The sequence below is a fragment of the Pararhizobium sp. LjRoot238 genome (assembly GCF_964252955.1).
GTDB lineage: Bacteria > Pseudomonadota > Alphaproteobacteria > Rhizobiales > Rhizobiaceae > Pararhizobium.
This window is the reverse complement of sequence record NZ_CAXUPP020000001.1, coordinates 3893413-3914172: the sequence shown is the minus strand read 5'-3', so window position 1 is coordinate 3914172 and position 20760 is coordinate 3893413. Positions and strand designations below refer to the sequence as shown.

General features: G+C 61.4%; 16 protein-coding genes and 1 pseudogene. 5 read left to right on the top strand and 12 right to left on the bottom strand.

Annotated elements, in window-relative coordinates; all coding sequences use genetic code 11:
• Positions 1-174: 174 nt before the first annotated feature.
• Positions 175-3681 carry a DNA polymerase III subunit alpha gene (gene dnaE, locus ACSQ3F_RS19195; RefSeq protein WP_436101670.1) on the top strand — a complete coding sequence of 1169 codons (3507 nt, stop codon included), beginning with the start codon at positions 175-177 and terminating at the stop codon, positions 3679-3681.
• A 19-nt stretch (positions 3682-3700) separates the two neighbouring features.
• Here dnaE and ACSQ3F_RS19190 read toward each other — a convergent pair whose 3' ends face one another.
• Positions 3701-4924, bottom strand: a complete 1224-nt coding sequence (locus ACSQ3F_RS19190; RefSeq protein WP_436102191.1) for a L,D-transpeptidase family protein — start codon at positions 4922-4924, stop codon at positions 3701-3703.
• 98 nt (positions 4925-5022) lie between these two features.
• The gene (locus ACSQ3F_RS19185) at positions 5023-6312 is read right to left on the bottom strand and encodes a DNA polymerase IV (protein WP_436101669.1); all 1290 of its coding nucleotides are present in this window, start codon (positions 6310-6312) and stop codon (positions 5023-5025) included.
• Between the two features lie 73 nt (positions 6313-6385).
• On the opposite strand from ACSQ3F_RS19185, the gene ACSQ3F_RS19180 reads away from it, so the two are divergent.
• On the top strand, positions 6386-6973 hold the full coding sequence (locus tag ACSQ3F_RS19180; protein WP_436101668.1) for a GNAT family N-acetyltransferase: 588 nt from the start codon (positions 6386-6388) through the stop codon (positions 6971-6973).
• A 17-nt stretch (positions 6974-6990) separates the two neighbouring features.
• Here the strand turns inward: ACSQ3F_RS19180 and ACSQ3F_RS19175 are convergent, their stop codons facing one another.
• A complete protein-coding gene (locus ACSQ3F_RS19175) occupies positions 6991-7632 on the bottom strand; it encodes a hypothetical protein (RefSeq protein ID WP_436101667.1) in 642 nt (213 codons plus the stop codon).
• A 2-nt stretch (positions 7633-7634) separates the two neighbouring features.
• Positions 7635-7907, bottom strand: coding sequence for a DUF3572 domain-containing protein (locus ACSQ3F_RS19170; RefSeq protein ID WP_436101666.1), 273 nt, complete (start codon positions 7905-7907; stop codon positions 7635-7637).
• A 168-nt stretch (positions 7908-8075) separates the two neighbouring features.
• On the opposite strand from ACSQ3F_RS19170, the gene ACSQ3F_RS19165 reads away from it, so the two are divergent.
• Positions 8076-8447 carry a response regulator gene (locus ACSQ3F_RS19165; protein ID WP_003547430.1) on the top strand — a complete coding sequence of 124 codons (372 nt, stop codon included), beginning with the start codon at positions 8076-8078 and terminating at the stop codon, positions 8445-8447.
• Between the two features lie 89 nt (positions 8448-8536).
• Entirely contained in the window at positions 8537-9904 is a 1368-nt protein-coding gene (locus ACSQ3F_RS19160) for a PleD family two-component system response regulator (protein ID WP_436101665.1), read from the top strand.
• A 720-nt stretch (positions 9905-10624) separates the two neighbouring features.
• On the opposite strand, the gene rpmG is transcribed toward ACSQ3F_RS19160, so the two are convergent.
• The 6 genes and pseudogenes from rpmG to topA all read right to left on the bottom strand — a co-directional run bounded on the left by rpmG (position 10625) and on the right by topA (position 18358).
• Positions 10625-10792: a 50S ribosomal protein L33 gene (gene rpmG, locus ACSQ3F_RS19155; RefSeq protein ID WP_018325943.1), complete on the bottom strand. Its 168-nt coding sequence runs from the start codon at positions 10790-10792 to the stop codon at positions 10625-10627.
• 91 nt (positions 10793-10883) lie between these two features.
• On the bottom strand, positions 10884-12068 hold the full coding sequence (locus tag ACSQ3F_RS19150) for an MFS transporter (RefSeq protein WP_436101664.1): 1185 nt from the start codon (positions 12066-12068) through the stop codon (positions 10884-10886).
• A gap of 13 nt (positions 12069-12081) precedes the next feature.
• Positions 12082-12704 (bottom strand): annotated as a pseudogene (locus ACSQ3F_RS19145) (NUDIX hydrolase).
• Positions 12705-12790: 86 nt separating this feature from the next.
• Positions 12791-13252 (bottom strand): DUF983 domain-containing protein, encoded by a 462-nt coding sequence (locus ACSQ3F_RS19140; RefSeq protein ID WP_436101663.1) that lies wholly within the window; start codon positions 13250-13252, stop codon positions 12791-12793.
• A 46-nt stretch (positions 13253-13298) separates the two neighbouring features.
• Complete coding sequence (rnr, locus tag ACSQ3F_RS19135) at positions 13299-15674, bottom strand: ribonuclease R (protein ID WP_436101662.1); 2376 nt, start codon at positions 15672-15674, stop codon at positions 13299-13301.
• A gap of 2 nt (positions 15675-15676) precedes the next feature.
• A complete protein-coding gene (gene topA, locus ACSQ3F_RS19130) occupies positions 15677-18358 on the bottom strand; it encodes a type I DNA topoisomerase (RefSeq protein WP_436101661.1) in 2682 nt (893 codons plus the stop codon).
• 354 nt (positions 18359-18712) lie between these two features.
• Here topA and ACSQ3F_RS19125 point away from each other — a divergent pair, with 354 nt between their 5' ends.
• Complete coding sequence (locus ACSQ3F_RS19125) at positions 18713-18970, top strand: hypothetical protein (protein WP_436101660.1); 258 nt, start codon at positions 18713-18715, stop codon at positions 18968-18970.
• Here the strand turns inward: ACSQ3F_RS19125 and dprA are convergent.
• Together dprA and plsY are read right to left on the bottom strand one after the other, a co-directional pair.
• Positions 18899-20050, bottom strand: coding sequence for a DNA-processing protein DprA (dprA, locus tag ACSQ3F_RS19120; RefSeq protein WP_436101659.1), 1152 nt, complete (start codon positions 20048-20050; stop codon positions 18899-18901). The genes ACSQ3F_RS19125 and dprA overlap by 72 nt on opposite strands.
• A 6-nt stretch (positions 20051-20056) precedes the next feature.
• Entirely contained in the window at positions 20057-20671 is a 615-nt protein-coding gene (gene plsY / locus ACSQ3F_RS19115; RefSeq protein ID WP_436101658.1) for a glycerol-3-phosphate 1-O-acyltransferase PlsY, read from the bottom strand.
• Positions 20672-20760: the final 89 nt, after the last annotated feature.

Here is a 20760-nt window from a genome sequence, read left to right as displayed (position 1 = left end):
TTTTCGATCATCGTTATGGGCATGTGATTTTTTCGCAACCAGTTGCTTTCAGTTTCCGTCCCTGTGGACAAGCGGTGGATGGCCGGGAAAAGCTCGCACGCTGCCGGATGAAATCTGGACATCGAAAGACGGAAACAGGATATCCTGAACCCTCACGGGAATCGGGGTGCGCAAATGGCGGACGCAACAGGCGACAAGCGACAGGATAGCAGCGTTTCAGACAACGCGTCGCCGCAGTTTGTTCATCTTCGCGTTCATTCGGCATTCTCGCTGCTCGAAGGCGCTTTGCCGATCAAGAAGATCATCGGCAAGGCCGTCGCAGACGGTCAGCCGGCGATCGGCATCGCCGATACCAACAATCTGTTTGCGGCGCTCGAATTTTCGCAGAAATGCATGGATGACGGCCTGCAGCCCTTGATCGGCTGCCAGTTGTCAATCGACATGGAGGATGAGGCCGACGGAGAGAAGCGCGGACACGCGCAACACCTGGCGAAACTTCCGGCGATCGTGCTGATCGCTGCGACGGATGCCGGCTATGTCCGTCTCGTCGATATCGTCAGCCGCGCCTATCTCGGCGGCGAAGGGAACCAGTCAGTCCGCATTGCGCTGTCCTGGCTGCGGGAAGGCGGGACGGAGGGGTTGATTGCGCTCACCGGCGCGTCGGGTGGACCGGTCGACATGGCCTTGAAGTCGGGTCATGCGGTTCTGGCTGAGGCGCGGTTGAAAACACTGGCCGGGCTGTTCGGCAACCGCCTTTACGTTGAGCTTCAGCGTCACGGCAAATACGATCGCCGCCACGAAGGGCGGATCATCGATCTCGCCTACAAGCTCGAACTGCCGCTGGTGGCGACGAACGAGCCGTTCTTTCCGTCGCCGGCTGAGTTCGAGGCGCATGACGCGCTGATGGCGGTCGCGCACAATGCGATGGTGTCGGATGACAGCCGCTTCCGCCTCACGCCGGATCACTACCTGAAAAGCCGCAAGGACATGGCGGCGCTGTTTGCCGATCTGCCGGAAGCTCTGGAAAACACGATCGAGATCGCCAGGCGCTGCTCGTTCGTGCTCAAGACGCGCGGGCCGATCCTGCCGCGCTTCACCGGCGCTTCCGACGATCCGAAGGAAGCTGAGCGCGCCGAGGCGCTCGAACTGCGCCAGCAGGCCGTCGAGGGCCTGGAAGACCGGCTGCAGAAGCTCGGCATGTCACCCGGCTACACCGAGACGGACTATCGCGAGCGGCTCGACTTCGAGCTCAGCGTCATCGAGAAGATGAAATTTCCCGGCTACTTCCTGATCGTTGCCGACTTCATCAAATGGGCGAAGCTTCAGGATATCCCGGTCGGCCCGGGCCGCGGCTCGGGCGCGGGATCGCTGGTCGCCTATGCGCTGACCATCACCGACGTCGATCCGCTGCGATTCTCGCTGCTATTCGAGCGCTTCCTCAATCCGGACCGCGTCTCGATGCCCGACTTCGACATCGACTTCTGCCAGGACCGCCGTGAAGAGGTGATCCGCTATGTCCAGCGCAAATATGGCCGCGAGCAGGTGGCGCAGATCATCACCTTCGGCTCGCTGCAGGCGCGTGCCGCCCTTCGCGACGTCGGTCGCGTGCTCGAAATGCCCTATGGCCAGGTCGACAAGATCTGCAAGCTCGTGCCGAACAATCCGGCCAATCCGACGCCTCTGTCGAAGGCGATCGAGGAGGAGCCGCGTTTTCAGGAAGAGGTCGACAAGGAGCCGGTGATCGGCCGCCTTCTCGATATCGCCCAGAAGATCGAGGGCCTCTACCGCCACGCCTCGACCCACGCCGCCGGCATCGTCATCGGTGACCGGCCGCTGTCGCAGCTCGTGCCGATGTACCGCGATCCGCGCTCGGACATGCCGGTCACCCAGTTCAACATGAAATGGGTGGAGCAGGCAGGCCTGGTGAAGTTCGACTTCCTCGGCCTGAAGACGCTGACGGTGCTCAAGGTCGCCGTCGATTTCATCGCCAAGCGCGGCATCGAGGTCAAGCTCGAAGCGCTGCCTCTCGATGACCAGAAGACCTACGAGATGCTGTCGAAGGGCGACACGGTCGGCGTGTTCCAGGTGGAAAGCGCCGGCATGCGCAAGGCCCTGATCGGCATGCGGCCCGACTGCATCGAGGACATTATCGCGCTAGTGGCACTTTATCGCCCAGGCCCGATGGAAAACATTCCAGTCTACAACGCCCGCAAGCATGGCGAGGAAGAGATCGAATCGATCCATCCGAAGATCGACTACCTCTTGAAGGAGACGCAGGGCGTTATCGTCTACCAGGAACAGGTGATGCAGATCGCCCAGGTCCTGTCAGGCTATTCGCTCGGCGAAGCCGATCTTCTGCGCCGCGCCATGGGCAAGAAGATCAAGGAGGAGATGGACAAGCAGCGCGCCCGTTTCGTCGATGGCGCCGTCGCCAACGGCGTGTCCAAGGCGCAGTCCGACATGATCTTCGATCTGCTGGCCAAGTTCGCCAACTACGGCTTCAACAAGTCGCACGCGGCTGCCTACGCCATCGTCTCCTACCAGACCGCCTATCTGAAGGCGCATTACCCGGTCGAGTTCCTCGCCGCGTCGATGACGCTCGACATGTCGAACACCGACAAGATCAACGATTTTCGCCAGGACGCAGCGCGCCTTGGCATCGAAGTCATCCCGCCATCGGTCCAGTCGTCGTTCCGGCGGTTCGAGACGGGTGACAACCGCATCTACTACTCGCTGGCCGCCATCAAGGGCGTCGGCGAGGCGGCGGTCGATCACGTCGTCGAAGTGCGCGGCGACGAACCCTTCGCCAGCCTCGAGGACTTCTGCCTCCGGATCGATCCGAAGCTTCTCAACCGCCGCGTCTTCGAAAGCCTGATCTGCGCCGGCGCCTTCGACTGTTTCGGCTACGACCGCGCCGAACTCGTGGGCGGGCTCGACCGCATCCTCGGTTTTGCGCAGATCGCCCAGGCGAACAAGGTCAGCGGCCAGAGCGACATGTTCGGAGCAGGGGCGGCCACCGGGCCGGAAAAAATCAGCCTGCCGGCCTATTCGCCCTGGCTGGCATCGGAAAAGCTGCACCGCGAGTTCCAGGTGCTGGGCTTCTACCTCTCCGCCCATCCGCTCGACACCTATAACGACCTGCTCGCCAAGATTCGCGTCCAGACCTTTGCCGTTTTTGCGGCCTCCGTGAAAAAGGGCGCGACCGCCGGCCGGCTTGCGGGAACAGTGACGTCAAAGCAGGAACGCAAGACCCGCACCGGCAACAAGATGGGCATCATCGCCTTTTCCGATTCAACCGGCCAGTTCGAAGCGGTGCTGTTTTCGGAAGCGCTCAACCAGTATCGCGACCTGCTCGAACCCGGCAAGTCGCTGGTGATGACCGTGCAGGCCGAAGAGCGGCCGGAAGGCATTGGTCTGCGCATCCAGACACTGCAATCGCTGGAGGAACGCTCGCTGCAGCTGCAGAAGGCGCTACGCGTCTATGTCCGCGATGCCGGCCCCTTGCGCTCCGTCGCCACGCATCTGAACACGAGGGGCGACGGACTCGTGTCCTTCATCGTCATCAAGGACAATGGCCAGCGCGAGATCGAGGTCGAGCTCAGCGAGAAATACCGCATCTCGACCGAGATCGCCGCGGCGCTCCGAACAGCACCAGGCGTGATCGACGTCGAACTGGTGTAACGGAAAGCTGCAGTTCGGCTCAGGATTTCGGCGCGCGCGTGATCGTCACGAAGTCGGTTCCGTCGCCGGTTTCCTGTCCAAGGCCCATGTCGGATATGGTCAGCGACGATCCCTCGGTCAGCAACTCGTTGATCCGCTGGCGGGCATCGTCCGGAATGCTGATGCGGCCCATCGTGCGCTGGACGGCATTGAACGCCATCGCGTCCTCTTCCAGGGTAATTCCGAGCCGTTTCTTCATCTGTCCGGGCAGCGCGTTGTCGAGCGTCATGGCAAACCACTCGCCCTTGCCGGTCGAGATGTCGATGTTCTGGAACTGCAGGAAATGCGTGCCGAGCGCGATCTCGGGTTGCGCTATCACCACGGGCGTTTCGAACAACGGCTCGAAATTGCGACGAACGAGAAGCTGGCCGTTCGGCGGCTTGCCCTTGCCGGCCTTGGCATAGAGGGCCTCCACAAAGGCGGGCGTCATCTTGCCGTCGATGGCGAGCTTTTCCGCCGCCTGGAAGGCCTTGATGGCCTCCACGGTCTGCCCGCCGGCATAACCGTCGGCAATGCCAGCGGCGTAGCCCAAGGCGTTGAGCAGCGTCTGGACGTCGAGCGTGATTTCCCGCTGGCCGCGATGGGTAATCAGCATGCGGATCGGCGGTTCCGGGTCGGTGTCGACCGCCGCCGTTTTGGCGGGTTCCGCCTCCATCGTGGCGACTTCAACTGTTTTCGTATGAACCTGCGAGACGCTGGGCCGCAGCGTGACATCCGAAAGCAAAACGGGCTCTACGACTGCCGGCTGAAAGAGGAAGGGATCGGCAATGGCAACCGGCGTCAGCTGACGATCGGAGATCAGGACATGCAGGCCGCGGCCGGTCATCTTGAACAACTGCTTGGCGAAATCGTCCGGCATGCGGACACAGCCGTGGGATGCCGGATAGTCCGGAACGTGATTCGACGCATGCAGAGCGATGCCCGACCAGGTCAGTCGCTGCATGAAGGGCATCGGTGCATTCGAATAGATGTTCGACTTGTGGAAGCGGCGTTTTTCCAGAATGGAGAAGATGCCGGTCGGTGTCGAGTGACCGGCCTTGCCCGTCGAGACATTGGAGGTCGCAACCACCGTGTCGCCATCATAGACGACGAGCGACTGCTGGTCCTTGGAGACGACGATCTGTAGCGGGGCTTGAGCACCGGCTGCAAGTGCAGTGCTGGTGGAGAGAGCAAAGACAAGGCCGATGCCAAATGCGAGACGCAAAATCATAAACACATCCGGACGCAGGAAACGAAGGATGAGCCTAGCCTGAGAAATTTAAGGAAACTTTTCTGTTCCGCTGGGAACACGCGCTGATTGCGCTACTTCTCGCGCCGGCCCTTGCCGAAGGTATAACCGGTCTCGACCGTCGCCTTGCCGAACTTGTCGCGCAGCACGTTGATAGCCGCTTCCGCCGCTGCGCGTCGCGTCGCCTGGGCATCCACAAGGTCGGGCGGGTCGGCAAGGCCGGTGTCGGAGAGATCGGTGACGCCGATGCCGATCAGGCGGAATTTCGTGCCGTCGGTTTCCCTGTCGAGAAGCTGCATGCCGGTGCGGAAAATGCGGTCGGCCAGCCGGGTCGGGCTGTCGAGGCGGCGGTTGCGGGTCCGGGTCTTGAAGTCGGCGGTCTTCAGCTTCAGGACAACCGTCTGGCCGGCGATATCGGCTTTCCTCAGCCGGTGTGCCACCTGCTCGCTCAGCCGGCGCAGATGCGAGACCAGATCGTCATAGTCGCAGAGGTCGTCATTGAAGGTCGTTTCCGAAGAGACGCTTTTGGCTTCACCGTTGATTTCCACCATGCGCTCGTCTTGGCCGCGGGAAAGCCGATACAGGCGCTGGCCCATCGTGCCATAGCGCTTCATCAGCTCGGTTTCTTCCATCGTCTGCAACTGGCCTATGGCGCGGATGCCGTCGCGCTCCAGCGTCGTGGCAAACGCCTTGCCGACACCCCAGATCAGCGTGACTGGCTTCTCCTTCAGGAAGTCCACAGCCTCGGCAGCGCCGATGACCGAAAAGCCGCGCGGTTTCTGCAGGTCGGAGGCGACCTTGGCGAGGAACTTGCAATAGGAGAGGCCGACCGAGACGGTGATGCCGATCTCCTGTTCGATGCGGCGAGCGAGTTTTGCGAGCGTCCGGGCAGGGGGATCGTGATGCAGCCGCTCCGTCCCCTTGAGCTCCAGGAAGGCCTCGTCGATCGAAAGCGGCTGCACGAGGGGCGTCAGCTCCTGCATCAGCGTGCGCACCTGCCGGCCGACCCGGACATATTTCTCCATGTCCGGCTTGATGACGACCGCCTGCGGACAGGCCTCCACCGCCTTGAACATGGGCATGGCGGAGCGCACGCCATGGATGCGGGCTATGTAGCAGGCGGTCGAGACGACGCCGCGCTTGCCGCCGCCGATGATCACCGGCTTGTCGGCGAGCTCCGGATTGTCGCGTTTCTCCACCGAGGCATAAAAGGCGTCGCAGTCGATATGGGCAAGCGTCAGCTGATGAAGTTCGGCGTGATACAGCAGGCGCGGACTGCCGCAGGCCGTGCACCGTCGTCCGGTCGTCGCCTGTTGCAAGCAGTCGCGGCAAAATCCCGGGATGGCAGCCTCGTTCGCGGTCATGGTGAGAACAAATGTTGAACGCGGCGAGATTACGCCGTAAACTTCCGACTCTCAAGACGAAAAGGAAGGGAACGTGACGCCGGGAGATTTCGAAGCACGGCCGCTTACGCCGGATCGCTGGGATGATTTTGCGACGCTTTTCGGACCACAGGGCGCCTGCTATGGCTGTTGGTGCACCTATTTTCGGGTCTCCGCCAAAGACCGACAGGAAATGAATGCGGATGCCAAGCGCATGTTCATGCACGAGCGCGTGGCAGAAGGGCCGCCGCCCGGCCTGCTCGGCTATTGCGACGGGCAGGCCATCGCCTGGGTGCAGGTCGGACCGCGCGCCGACCTGCACCAATGGAACTCGCCGAGAACGGTATCGAGGCCGCTTTCGCCTGGGGACGCGACGGATCCCGCGGTCTGGGCCGTCAGTTGCTTCTACATGCCGCGCCATCAGCGCGGGAAGGGGGTGAGCCACAAAATGCTGTCGGAAGCCATCTTGTTTGCCAAGGGCAACGCGGCGCGCGTTCTGGAGGCCTGTCCGATCGACAGGACCAAGCAGTCGAAATCGATCGGCCTTTATGTCGGTTCGACCCGCATTTTCGAGGCCGCCGGCTTTGCGGAAGTGGCCAGGCGCAAGGATGGACGCCCGCTGATGCGCCTGGAGCTGCGCTGATGGAAACGAAGCCGAAGCTAGCGGGAAATATGGGCGCGGATGATCCCCGCCACTTCCGTCCAGTTGCCGGCTTTGGCGATGCCTTCCCCGGGATCCGGCGCCAGCGGCCGGAAATCAGCATTGACCATGAGATTGACAAGAAGGCAGTCCGGAGCGTGTTCGCGAACGGAATGAAGGTTGCGCGAGATATCATCGATGAAAGCGAAGGGAAGCTTGCGTCCGGCGTGCAGTCGTTTGACGATGGGACCTTTCTCGTCCTCGGTGGCAACCAGCGGATAGTCGAGACTGAAACGGTCGAGCAGGGAGCGGCGAACGACTGCGTGGCGAGGCGGCATGGCCGTGAGGAAAACGATGTCGGCCTCTGCCGCGAGTTCGGCCAGCGTCTCGACCGCGAGCGCCGCCGGCGTCTGCCAGTCCGCCTGGCGGGTGAAGAATTCCTCCTGCAGGGCCGAGACCAGATCGTCGGCGACCGCCTCGCCGCTCTCGAGCAACACGATATTGCCGTGCAGGCGGAACGATCGCGGCAAGAGGTCACGGCCGGACGCGCGCAGGAAATTGCGGAACGGCGTCAGGAATTCGAGCACCACCTCGTCGATATCGCAGACGATCAGCGGCCGGTTCGTCAGTTGGACATGATCCAGGGAGAGCAGATCTGCCACCGTCAGAAATCTCCCGGATTGTCGGGACCGGACAGAACCATATGCGCTCGCACGACGTCCTCGGGCGGCGTGCCGGTCGCCGCGCAGAAGGAAAGCAGCGTCGGCTCGTGGCCCATCAGGAAATCGACAACGCCTGCCAGAAAGCCGGGATCGGCTGCGGTATGGCGCAAGGAGGATGGATCGGTACCCGTCAATGCCAGGAAACGTCCAAGCAGCTCTGGCTCGTTTGCCAGCCATGCGAGGATGGCGATCGCTGTTTCTTCCGCGGGTATCAAAGGCGTCTGTCCTATATTTCTTTCAGGTTGATTTTTTCACCGGATATTACCTGTTTTTCAACCAAATAGCTTTAGTGTCAGGTTTCCGGGAACAGGTGAAATCATCCGCGCGCAACTTATCTGGATGCGCCGGGCTTGCAAGCCGGAGCCGCAAAACAAGGGATCGAAATGCCCAAGCAGGTGATGATTGTTGAAGATAACGAGCTGAATATGAAGCTCTTTCGTGACCTGATCGAGGCGTCCGGTTACACGACCATCCAGACCCGCAACGGTATGGAGGCCCTTGATCTTGCGAGGAAACATCGCCCGGACCTGATTCTGATGGACATCCAGCTTCCAGAGGTTTCCGGGCTCGAGGTGACCAAGTGGCTGAAGGAAGATGACGAGTTGCACGTGATCCCCGTCATTGCCGTCACCGCCTTTGCCATGAAGGGCGACGAGGAGCGGATCAGGCAGGGAGGCTGCGAGGCCTATGTCTCCAAGCCGATCTCGGTGCCGAAATTTATTGAAACGATCAAAACTTATTTGGGCGACGCCTGAAGCGGCGTCGAGTGGCCATCAGCAGGCCGCTTTGAACGAGATTTGCGTTTGATGCAACGTCAAGCGCTCAATGGCAGGAAAAAGATTGCATGACCGCGCGTATTCTTGTCGTCGATGACATACCGGCCAACGTCAAGCTGCTCGAAGCGCGGCTCGTGGCCGAGTATTTCGACGTGCTGACGGCCACCGACGGTTATCAAGCGCTGGCAATCTGCGACAAGCAGCCGGTCGATCTGATCCTGCTCGATATCATGATGCCCGGCATCGACGGCTTCGAGGTCTGCGAGCGCCTGAAGGCGAATTCTCGCACGGCGCACATCCCTGTCGTCATGGTGACGGCGCTCGACCAGCCGTCCGACCGGGTGCGCGGCCTGAAGGCCGGCGCCGATGATTTCCTCACCAAGCCGGTCAACGACCTGCAACTGATGTCGCGCGTCAAGAGCCTCGTGCGGTTGAAGAACGTCAGCGACGAACTGCGCCTGCGCGCCGAGACGGCCCGTAGCGTCGGCCTGCAGGATCTGACCTTCACCGACCGGCCTGACGAATTCGGCAATGTCCTGCTGGTCGATGGCCGCGGCAGCTCGCAGGAGCGGCTTGCCCGCGCGCTGAAGCCTGTGGCTCAGGTGACGGCGATGTCCGATCCGCAGGCCGCACTTTTCGAGGCGGCCGAAAACAGCTTCGATCTCGTCATCGTCAATTCGAATTTCGACAACTACGATCCCTTGCGGCTCTGCTCGCAGCTCCGCTCGCTGGAACGCACGCGCTATATTCCGCTCCTGCTGATTGCCGAGCAGGGGCATGAGGAAATGGTCGTGCGCGCGCTCGATCTCGGCGTCACCGATTATCTGATGCGTCCGGTCGATCCCAACGAACTCGTTGCGCGCAGTCTGACTCAGATCCGCCGCAAGCACTGCAACGACCGGCTCCGGACGAGCGTCAAACAGACGATTGAGCTTGCGGTCACCGATGGGCTGACCGGGCTGCACAATCGCCGTTATCTCGACAGTCATCTGAAGCTGCTGGTCGATCGTGCCATTGCTCGCGGCCGGCCCTTGTCGATCTGCATCACCGATATCGACCGGTTCAAGAGTGTCAACGATACCCATGGACATGACGCCGGCGACGAGGTGCTGCGCGAATTTGCGCACCGGGTTCGCTCGACAGTGCGCGGCGCCGATCTCGCATGCCGGTTTGGTGGCGAAGAATTCGTAGTGGTCATGCCGGATACGCCCGCCGATGCGGCTGCCGCCATTGCCGAGCGTCTGCGATCGATTGTCGAAGACAGGCCTTTCTCTCTCCAGAACACCGATACAATTCTGTCGATAACCGCGTCTCTTGGGATAGCCACGCTCAATCCGGGGGGCGACACGCCGGAGGCATTGTTGAAGCGCGCTGACACCGCGCTCTACCAGGCCAAGAACAACGGCCGGAACCAAGTGGTTGCCGCTGCGGCCTGAACCGAATTGGCACAAAATTTCCGCATATGGCGCAGTTTTCCACAGAAAAACGGATTTAGCTCGCCCGGCTTACCTGGCTAAGCGTCAAACGCGCTGGCGTCGCACACTGCATGTCATGATTGCTGTCCAAACTCATGAGATGCCGGCGCGGCGAGCATCGATGAATCGTCTGTTTCTAAAATTAAAATAATGAATTCAACTTATTATGGCGATTGAAATAGCTACCGGATTTTTTTCATATTGCTATTCACTCATTTTATGAAAATATCATATTACTTTTACAAAGCAGGTATCTGGGGCCGGGTACAGTTCGAAATATGCGCGAGTCGTCTATAAGGCATTGGTGAAATTAACCATGTCTGCGCTCCCCCTTGGGCTTTGGTTAAGAATTCATTGATTTTTTTTTATTTTAGGTCAATTCTCATCGATAAGGGAGGATGAACTCCCGTCGACTACCCCATGATGTCAGGTCCGCCGCATCTCCTGGGTCATGGGGTTTGTCGGCTGATCTGTAACCAATGCGGTTCCTCGTGCCGCGGTTTCGGTCAGTCGACACCCATTGAAACGCCGTCCCTGCCCGGGGACGGCGTTTTGATTCGCAGCAGCGCAGGCGAGGTGGGATAGCGAGGTCACCAGATCGACTCACTCTTTTCGGCGCAGCGCAAAAAAAAGCGCCGGGCTTTTCAGCCGGCGCCTTTGCATTCCAAACGGAACCAGATCTTACTTGATCTTGGTTTCCTTGAATTCGACGTGCTTGCGTACGACCGGGTCGTACTTCGTAAAGGACATCTTGTCCGTCTTGGTGCGGCTGTTCTTGGAGGTTACGTAGAAGAAACCCGTGTCGGCCGTCGACAGCAGCTTGATCTTGATTTTTGCAGCTTTCGCCATGGTCGTCCTGCCTTTATAAAAAACAAAGCCGCGGACATCCAAGGCGGGTCCCGGCAAACTTGGCGCGAAACTACAAATCGCGCCCGAAAAGTCAAGTCCGTTTTGGGTTGAAAACGATCCTGATCACGGAAAGTACCACATAAAGCCCGAAGAAAGCGGCGATCGACCAGGCAAAACCATCATTGCCGGTAATGTCCATTGCGGCTCCAATGGCCTGCGGGCCAGCCACCGTGCCGACCGCATAGGAGAAGATGAAGGCGGCATTGGCGGCCGCGAGGTCGGCGCCATGCAGGCGCGAGCCGAGATGGCTCAGGCCCACGGTATAAAGGCCCGAGACGCTGCCGCCCCAGAACAGGAGCACGACCGCCATCAGCCACCAGTTACCTTGCAGCAGCGGCAGACACAGCGCGCCGGCCAACCCGACAACAGTCATCATAGCCAGAAGATTGCGGCGGTCCTTCATGCGGTCCGACAGCATGCCGAGCGGGATTTGGAAAATCACATTGCCGATGCCCATGACGGTCAGAAGCAGCGCTGCCTGCGATTCGGTGAAGCCGCCGCGTGTTCCGTAGATCGGGAAGAGCGAGAGGCCGCCTGATTCGACGGCGCCGAAAATGAAGACTGCGGCGGTCGCCGTCGGCACGAGGAAGACATAGCGCATGAAATGCAACTCCGGCTTCTCGTTGAGCACCGGGCTTTCATTGCGGGCGAGGAAGATGGGGATGGCCGCAAGCAGAATCACGCCGGCGCCAACGGCGAAGGGCAGGATGCCCTCGCTGCCGAGGATCGAGAAGAGCAGGGGGCCCGTCGCAAAACCCATCGACAGGACGGTGCCATAGATGCCGAGGACGAGCCCCCGGCGGCTCGGCGGCGCGGTGGCGTTGATCCAGAACTCGGACAGCACGAACAGAACGGTGATCGCACCGTGGAAGACGACGCGCAGGGGAAACCAGAGCCAGAAATTCTCGATGTAGTAGAAACCGATGGCGCTCAGGGCGGACAGGAGCACTGCCATGAGCATCGTGTTGGCGACGCCGTAATCGTGGGCGGTTTTCGCCGTAACGGCGGCCGCTGCCATGGAAGCGAGGCCGGCCATGGCCGAGTTCAGGCCGATCAGCGTCGAGGAAATGCCGCGCTTCTCCATGATGATGCTGAGCAGCGGCAGGCCGAGGCCGATCGCGATACCCACCGCCGTAATGGCGGCGACCGCGGCGATCAGCGATAGCCAGTGTATCTCCTCAACCGGCGCTGGCGTGCCGGACGGCGGCTGTGACATGCAATGAAATTCCTTAGAGAAGGTCTCGGACGAATCGCCCATGACGCGTGTAATAGAACGGCACCGGCCTTCCAAAAGGCAGAGACGCATCGGCTTTGAGGCTTGCCCTCAAATCGGCGAGGATGATCCCGGTGATGTCGGGTATGCGCACGGCCGAAACATCGTTCACATCAATCCATCTCAAATCTTCGAGCTCCCGGCTGTCGCGGATATCCGTGGGACTAACACCTGCCTCGTCCGTGAAAAGGGCGAAAAAGTGGGTGTCGAAACCGGCGCGGAAATCCCGGAGGGGTAATCGCCCGTGCCATATAGCGCAAGTTTGTGAAGATCGGGAAGGAAAGGTAACTTAGTGTTTCCGCAGTCTTTGCGGCCAACAGCGATGCTTGCCTCTTCGTGGAGCTCGCGAAGGGCCGCAAGGGCGATGGCGCGCAGCCGGCTTTCGGAGGCGCGGTGCCCGTAACAGGTTTTCAGACGTTCCAGCACGGTCGGATGAATATCGCCGGCCCACGGAAGCTTATGGTCCGACGTGTCCCTGCGTCCGCCGGGAAACACGTGCAGATCCGGCATGAAGACATGCGCCTTGTTGCGCTTGCCGACGAGCACGCGCACATGAGCTTGTGAACGATCGAGCAGCATGATCGACGCGGCATCGCGCGGCCGCGGCGAACGAGGTCTCTGCGTCTTGGAGAGCGGGCCTTCTGCCGGCCCGTCGTGGCTTTCCGTCACGCGGTACGGTCCGTGACCGGAAGAACGTCTTCCGGCGCATCCTCATGGCCGCCGAAGCCGTGCATGCGCAGCGCCCATTGCAGGCCGACGACACCACCCTTGACGGGCTGCATCAGGCCGAGCGAGCCGAGGATGGTGACCGGCACCCAGATGGCCAGGTGGCCCCAGTTGGAGAGCGGCAGGATCATTTCGGTCGCCATGAAGCCGGCAAGAACGACATGGCCCATGATCGTCACGACGATATAGGGAGGAAAGTCGTCGGCGCGATGCTCGTCGAGCCGTTCGCCACAGGCTTCGCAGGCATGCACGGTCTTCAGGAACCGGCCGAACAGCCTGCCGCTGCCACAGGCCGGGCAGGTGTTCAGAAGTCCGCGCTTGATCGCCCGTCCGACGGGACGCTCGGCCTCGCGCGTCTGCTCGAAGTGGACGGTTTCCGGGGTGCTGCCAGTTGCCTGCATGTCCATATCCTCAATCTGCGGACGCGAGGCTTTGCCTTCACGTCCTCTATCGCCTGCCGCGCAATGGTCGCGTTCCCGGCATCTTGCGAGCGCCGCTGCGATCCCGGCGGCCGGATTTGTGGAAGGAGCGGGTCGCCGTCGGCATCTTGCGTCCTTCGCTGAGCATTTCGAAGCGGAGTGCGCCGGCAAGCGGCACGGCTTCCACCAGTTTGACACGGACCGGATCACCCAGGCGGTAGCCGAGCCCGGTTTTTTCACCGGAAAGAGCCTGGTGCGCCTCGTCATAGATGAAATAGTCGCGCCCGAGCGTAGATATAGGCACGAAGCCGTCTGCGCCATAGGCCGGAAGGGTGACAAATAGTCCCGATTTGGTCACGCCTGATATGCGCCCGTCGAATTCCTCGTTGACCCGGCCGCTCAGATGATGTGCGATCAGCCGGTCGACCGTGTCGCGCTCGGCCGCCATCGCGCGGCGCTCGAAGGTCGAAATCTCCGCTGCGATATCGTTGAGTACCTCTTCTTCGGCCGGCGTGATACCGCCTTCGCCGAGCCCGAGCGTACCGACCAGCGCCCGATGCACGATCAGGTCCGCATAGCGGCGGATGGGCGAGGTGAAATGCGCGTATTTCATCAGGTTGAGGCCGAAATGGCCGATATTTTCGGGGCTGTAGATCGCCTGGCTCTGGGAGCGCAGCACCATCTCGTTGACCATGGTCTCGTAGGGCTGGCCCTCGGCCTTCGACAGGATGCCGTTGAAGTGGTTTGAGCGCAGGTTGCCACCCTTGACCAGGGAGAGGTCGAGTGTGGCCAGAAACTCGCGCAGGCTTTCCTGCTTGGCGAGCGACGGCGCGTCGTGGATCCGGTAGACCAGCGGCTGGCGCTTGATTTCCAGCGTTTCGGCGGCTGCCACATTCGCCTGGATCATCATCTCCTCGATCAGCTTGTGAGCATCGAGGCGGTCGGGCACGAAAACCCGATCGACGGTGCCGTCCGGCTTCAGGATGATCTTGCGCTCCGGCATGTTGAGTTCGAGCGGCTGGCGGCGGTCGCGGCCGCGCGTGAGGATCCGGTAGGCATCCCAGAGCGGCGTCAGGATCGGTTCGAGCAGCGGTCCCGTCTGGTCGTCCGGCGTGCCGTCGATGGCGGCCTGGGCTTGGCTGTAGGAGAGCTTCGCCGCACTCTTCATCATGATGCGGTGGAAGGTGTGGCCGGCCTTGCGGCCTTCTTTCGAAAAGCGCATGCGCACGGCAAGTGCGGGCCGGTCGACCCCCTGTTTGAGCGAGCAGAGTTCGTTGGATATGCCTTCCGGCAGCATGGGCACGACGCGGTCGGGGAAATAGACCGAGTTGCCACGCTTCAGAGCTTCCTGGTCGAGCGCCGATTTCGGCCGCACATACCAGGAGACGTCGGCGATTGCGACGGTGACGATGACGCCGCCCAGATTTTCGGGTGATGTGTCGGGCTCGGCATGCACCGCGTCGTCATGGTCCTTGGCGTCGGCCGGATCGATGGTGATCAGCGGCAGCGAGCGCCAGTCTTCCCGGTGCGACATGGTGGCGGGACCGGCCGCTTCGGCTTCGCGGGTAACGCTGTCGGGGAAAATATAGGGAATGCCGTGCGCATGGATTGCGATCATCGAGATCGCCTTTTCCGTGGCGACCGAGCCGATGATCGATTTCACCTGCGCGCGCGGCAGCCCGAAACGGCCGATGCGGGCGATTTCCACCTCGACGAGATCGCCATCCTTTGCCTGTCCCTCATGACCGGCATCGACCTGCAGTTCCTCGCCACGCTTCTCGATCGGCATGATGCGACCGCCGCCGTCGGGTGACGCACGGAAGACGCCGAGCGCGGCGTTTCCGCTGCGTTTCCGGTCGAGAACCTTGACGATGCGTGCTGTGTAGGCTGGCCCGGCGCGATCCTTGGACGCGAAAATCTTTGCGAGCACCCGGTCGCCAAGCCCACCGACCGGCGTCTTGCCCTTGGCCTTGCCAACGGTGGATTGGCGAATAGCGACAGCCGGCGCAACGCCCGCATCCTCCGGCCATTCGGCGGGGCGGCCGATCAATTCGCCGTCCTTGTCGCGGGTGGTGATATCGAGCACGGTGACCGGGGGCAGGGCGCCGGGACGCACCAGCGATTTGCGCTTCTTTTCGAGCATTCCCTCTTCTTCAAGCTCGCGAAGAAGCGCCTTGAGTTCGACGCGCGTTTCTCCCTTCAGGCCGAAAGCCTTGGAAATCTCGCGCTTCGACGCCTTGTCCGGATTGTCGGCGATGAAGCGCATCAGCACGTCGCGCGGCGGCACGGCGCCGTGAATGATCACGGCGTCTTCCGCAGGAGCAGGCATCTTCTTGCCCGCGCGTCCGAGGCGGACTGCAGGTTTGCCGGGCCGTTCGGATCGATCGCGCGGTGTCCTGGTCACGTTCAGCCCTTCTTGGCTTTTGCTGCCGTCTTCGGCTTGGCGGCCGCCTTGGGTTTGGCTGCTGCTTTCGGCTTGACGGTTTTCGCTGTGGCGCCTTCAGCCTTTGCGGTTTTCGGTTTCGCCGTCTTCGTAGCTTTGGCCTTCGTCGTCTTGATGCCCCCCTTGGCGACGCGCTCGGCAATGAGGAGAAGGGCTTCCTCCGGTGTCACCGACGCCGGGTCCTTGCCCTTGGGCAGCGTCGCATTGACCTTGCCCCAGTTGACATAAGGACCGTATTTGCCGTCGCGGACGGTGATGGCCCCGCCATCCGGGTGGTCGCCGATCTCCTTCAGAGCCGCTGCCGCAGTGCGCCCGCGTCCGCCGGGGCCCTTCGACTGTTTGTCGGCGAGCACGGCGACGGCGCGGTTGAGGCCGATCGAGAAGACGTCCTCGATCGAATCGACATTCGCATAAGTGCCGTCATGCAGGATGAACGGTCCGTAGCGGCCAAGGCCCGAGGAAATCATCTTGCCGGTTTCCGGGTGGGCACCGATGTCGCGCGGCAAGGAGAGAAGCGCCAGCGCCTTCTCGTGATCGATGGTCGCCGGTGTCCAGCCCTTGGGCAGGCTCGAACGTTTGGCTTCCTTGCCGTCGCCGCGCTGGACATAAGGCCCGAAACGCCCGGAGCGCAGGGTGATTTCCTCGCCGGTATGCGGATCCTTGCCGAGCGACTGCGGTTCGTTGGATACGGAAGCCTCGTCGCCGCCATTGCTGTCGGAGGAGAGTTGGCGCGTGAAGTTGCATTCCGGATAGTTCGAACAGCCGACGAAGGCGCCGTATTTGCCGAGCTTCAGCGACAGCTTGCCGGTGCCGCAGACCTGGCAGATACGCGGATCGCTACCGTCCTCGCGCTTCGGGAAGACCAGCGGCGCCAGTTCCTCGTTCAAGGCGTCGAGAACGTTGGTGACGCGAAGTTCCTTGGTGTCCTCGATCTGGGCGAAGAAGTCCTTCCAGAAATCGCGAAGAACATCCTTCCAGTTCAACTCACCGGCGGAAATCTGGTCGAGCTTTTCTTCCAGCGACGCCGTGAAATCATATTCGACATAGCGCGAGAAGAAGCTTTCAAGGAAAGCCGTCACCAGGCGGCCCTTGGCCTCCGGGATCAGCTTGCGCTTGTCGATTATGACATATTCGCGGTCGCGCAATGTGGCGAGCGTCGCGGCATAGGTGGAGGGACGGCCGATGCCGAGCTCTTCCATCTTCTTGATCAGTGTCGCTTCCGAATAGCGCGGCGGCGGCTCGGTAAAGTGCTGGGTCGAATTGATCTTCTGCTTGGCGAGGTTTTCGCGGGCGTTGATTTCCGGCAGGCGACCGTCCTCGTCGCCGTCATCACTCTGTTCGCCGTCTTCCTTGGCGTCGGTGTAGGCGGCAATAAAGCCGTCGAAGCGGATGACGGAGCCGACGGCCCTGAGACCTGCCTTCTGGCCATTGTTGTCGGCGAGGATCTCGACCGTGGTGCGCTCGATCTCGGCCGATGCCATCTGGCTGGCGATACCGCGTTTCCAGATCAGGTCATAGAGGCGCAACTGGTCGGCATCAAGGAAACGCTTCACCTGGTCGGGTGTACGGTTGAAGTCGGTGGGGCGCACGGCTTCGTGGGCTTCCTGGGCGTTCTTCGCCTTGGTCGAATAGAGCCTTGCCTTTTCCGGCACGTATCGGCTGCCGAACTGGCTGCCGATCGCGTCGCGGGCCGCATCGATCGCTTCCGCGGCCATCTGCACGCCATCGGTACGCATATAGGTGATCAGGCCGACGGTCTCGCCGCCGAGATCGACACCCTCATAGAGTTTCTGCGCCACCTGCATGGTGCGGGACGCGGAAAAGCCGAGCTTGGAGGAGGCCGCCTGCTGCAGGGTCGAGGTGGTGAAGGGCGGCGATGGGTTGCGCTTGACCGGCTTCGCCTCGATGCTTTCGACCACATAGGCGGCACCGTCGAGCAGGGCCTTCAGCTTGCCGGCGTCTTCGCCATTGGTAACGGAACGGGGCTGCAGGCGCTTGCCTTCGGCCGATACCAGCCGTGCCTCGAATTCATCGCCGCGCGGCGTCTTCAGGAGCGCCGAGAGGTTCCAGTATTCTTCCGAAACGAAGCGCTCGATTTCGGATTCCCGGTCGCAGACAAGGCGCAGAGCGACGGACTGTACGCGGCCGGCCGAACGGGCACCCGGCAGCTTGCGCCAGAGAACCGGCGACAGGTTGAAGCCGACGAGATAGTCGAGCGCGCGGCGCGCCAGATAGGCATCGACCAGCGGCACGTCGATATCGCGCGGATTGGCCATGGCATCGAGCACGGCCTTCTTGGTGATGGCATTGAAGACAACGCGGCTCACCGGCTTGTCGCCGATCAGCTTCTTCTTTTTCAGAAGATCGAGCACGTGCCAGGAAATCGCTTCTCCCTCGCGATCCGGGTCGGTTGCGAGAATAAGGCCGTCCGAGGACTTCAAGGCATCGCCGATGTCCTTCATGCGTTTGGCGGACGAACTGTCCACCTCCCACAGCATGGCGAAATCGTCATCCGGCAGGACGGAACCGTCCTTGGCCGGCAAGTCGCGGACGTGACCAAACGAGGCGAGCACCTTGTAGCCAGGTCCGAGATACTTGTTGATGGTCTTCGCCTTTGCGGGCGATTCCACGACGACAACATTCATGGTCATATTCTTAGAGCAACCGTTCAAAGCTGTGCCATGCCGGGAAGAGGCGGCACAATGGGAAATATCGAAGCCCCGACATGGACAGGGATTCGCCTGCGGTCAAGTGCCGGGTTGAAAATAAGCCAATACAACGCAATACAACCTATGAGAGATTTAGCGCGTATTGCAATTAAAGATAAATGCGTTATCGTCTTTGTAGTGTAATCGTCCTCGGCTGGAAAGCGGCCGGAAGGGGAGCTTCCAGCCTCGTGATGCTCCGTGGCGATGACATACAAAGGGCGTGGTACTGGGTTCCGCTCGGACACATGTGCCTGTTTGCGGGCCGAGTTGAATGCACAGCAGGGAAAACCGATGATTCCGAATTCACCCGGCGCCGGCAAGAGGGACGCTCAGACGCATGACAAGATCACCTATATCCGGCAGATGCTGGGCGAACTGCGCGGCGTCGCCAGCAATGAGGGCGCGGACATGTTGTGCTACCTGATCGAGATGGCCTTCGTCGAGGCCGGCGACATCCTGTCGGGCAAGCGGCAGCTGTCATTCGCCAATGGCGAGCGAAACAAGGCCGCCGGGATGCCGGTGAAGCCGTCCGGCAAGATCCAGTTCTAAAAGGACAAGATAGACGGCCGACGCGGAAAGGCCGGTGTGGCGGATGATGTCGTCGATCTCGACCGGCGTTGGCCCAAGCGCATCGGTGATCCGCACGCGATCATTCTCATTCGGCGGCGGCGCCATCGGCTTGGCATCATGTTCGCCCGGTTCCTCCGCCTGCGGCGGCGTGAAAAGGTCGATTCGGCTGAGGGGCGCCAGTGCTTGCAGGATATCCTGCGCGTCCGTTGTCACGATCGCGCCCTCCTTCAGGAGGCCATTGGTGCCGTGGCAGCGCGGATCGAGTGGCGAGCCGGGCACGGCAAAGACGAGCCTGCCGAAATCGGCGGCATAGCGCGCGGTGATGAGCGAACCGGAACGAGAGGCCGCTTCGACGACAGCAAGCCCGAGGCTGACGCCGGCTATCAAGCGGTTGCGGCGTGGGAAATCACGGGCACGCGGTTCCCAGCCGAACGGCATTTCGCTGATGGCGAGACCATTGCCTTCGGTGATTTCCTCCAGCAGGCCGATATTTTCGGGCGGATAGGGCTGGTCGAGACCGCCTGCAAGCGCTGCGATCGTGCCCGTGTCGAGGCTGGCACGGTGCGCCGCCGTATCGATACCGCGGGCGAGCCCTGAAATAATGGAGTAGCCCGCACGGCCGACGTCGCGCGCGATCATGGCGGCAAACTTGGTGCCGCTGATCGAGGCGTTGCGCGAGCCGACGATGCCGAGAGAAGGCACGGTGCCGATGGCCGGATTGCCCTTGACGGCGAGAAGCGGCGGTGCACCGTCGATCTGGCGCAGGGCCGGCGGATAATCGGGCTCGCCGATGCCAAGGAAACGGGCACCGAAACGATGGGCTGTGGCAAGCTCCTTTTCCGCTTCGGCCACGGAGGCGACGCGGATCGCGCGGGTGGAGCCGCCGCGGCGCGACAGTTCGGGCAGCATTTCCAGCGCCGTTTCGGCGGAACCGAAATGATTGATGAGATCGCGAAAAGTCGCAGGCCCGACATTGTCGCTGCGGATCAGCCTCAGCCAGGCAATCCGTTGTCGTTCCGTCAGCGCAATCCCGTTTCGTCCCGCGCTGGCGTTCGACATGCGGTCCTATCCCTTCTGCCCGATCTTGCTTTCCGTTCCGGCCAGCAACCGCTGAATATTTGCCTTATGCTTGATCCAGGTGATGATGCTCATCACCACGAAGAGCAGGCCGATTTTTCCGTAACCCGAAACCAACAGTACAACCGGAACGACGAGTGTTGCAACCAGTGCCGAAAGGGAGGAGTAACGCGTCAGCTTCGCCATGCCGAGCCAGACGGCGGTAAAGACGAGCACGATGGTCGGCGCGAGCCCGAGCAGCACGCCGATATAGGTCGCAATACCCTTGCCCCCCTTGAACCCGAGCCAGACGGGAAAGAGATGGCCGAGGAACGCGGCAAAACCGGCTGCAATGCCGGCCTCGATGCCCCAGCGTGAGGCGATTGCCGCAGCGGCAGTTCCCTTCAGGGCATCAAGCAGTAAAGTGGCGGCCGCGAGCTTCTTGTTGCCGGTGCGCAGGACATTGGTCGCGCCGATATTGCCGGAGCCGATCTTGCGGACATCACCAAGGCCGGCCATGCGGGTCAGGATCAGGCCGAACGGGATGGTGCCGAGCAGATAGCCGAAGATGATGCTGATGATCGTCGGCGCAGGCCCAAGTTGCCAGGAAAATATTTCGGACACTATTGTCTCCCCCAATTCCGTCCAGACGGACGTTTGCCCCTCACCCTAACCCTCTCCCCGCAAGCGGGGCGAGGGGACGACGGAGTTTG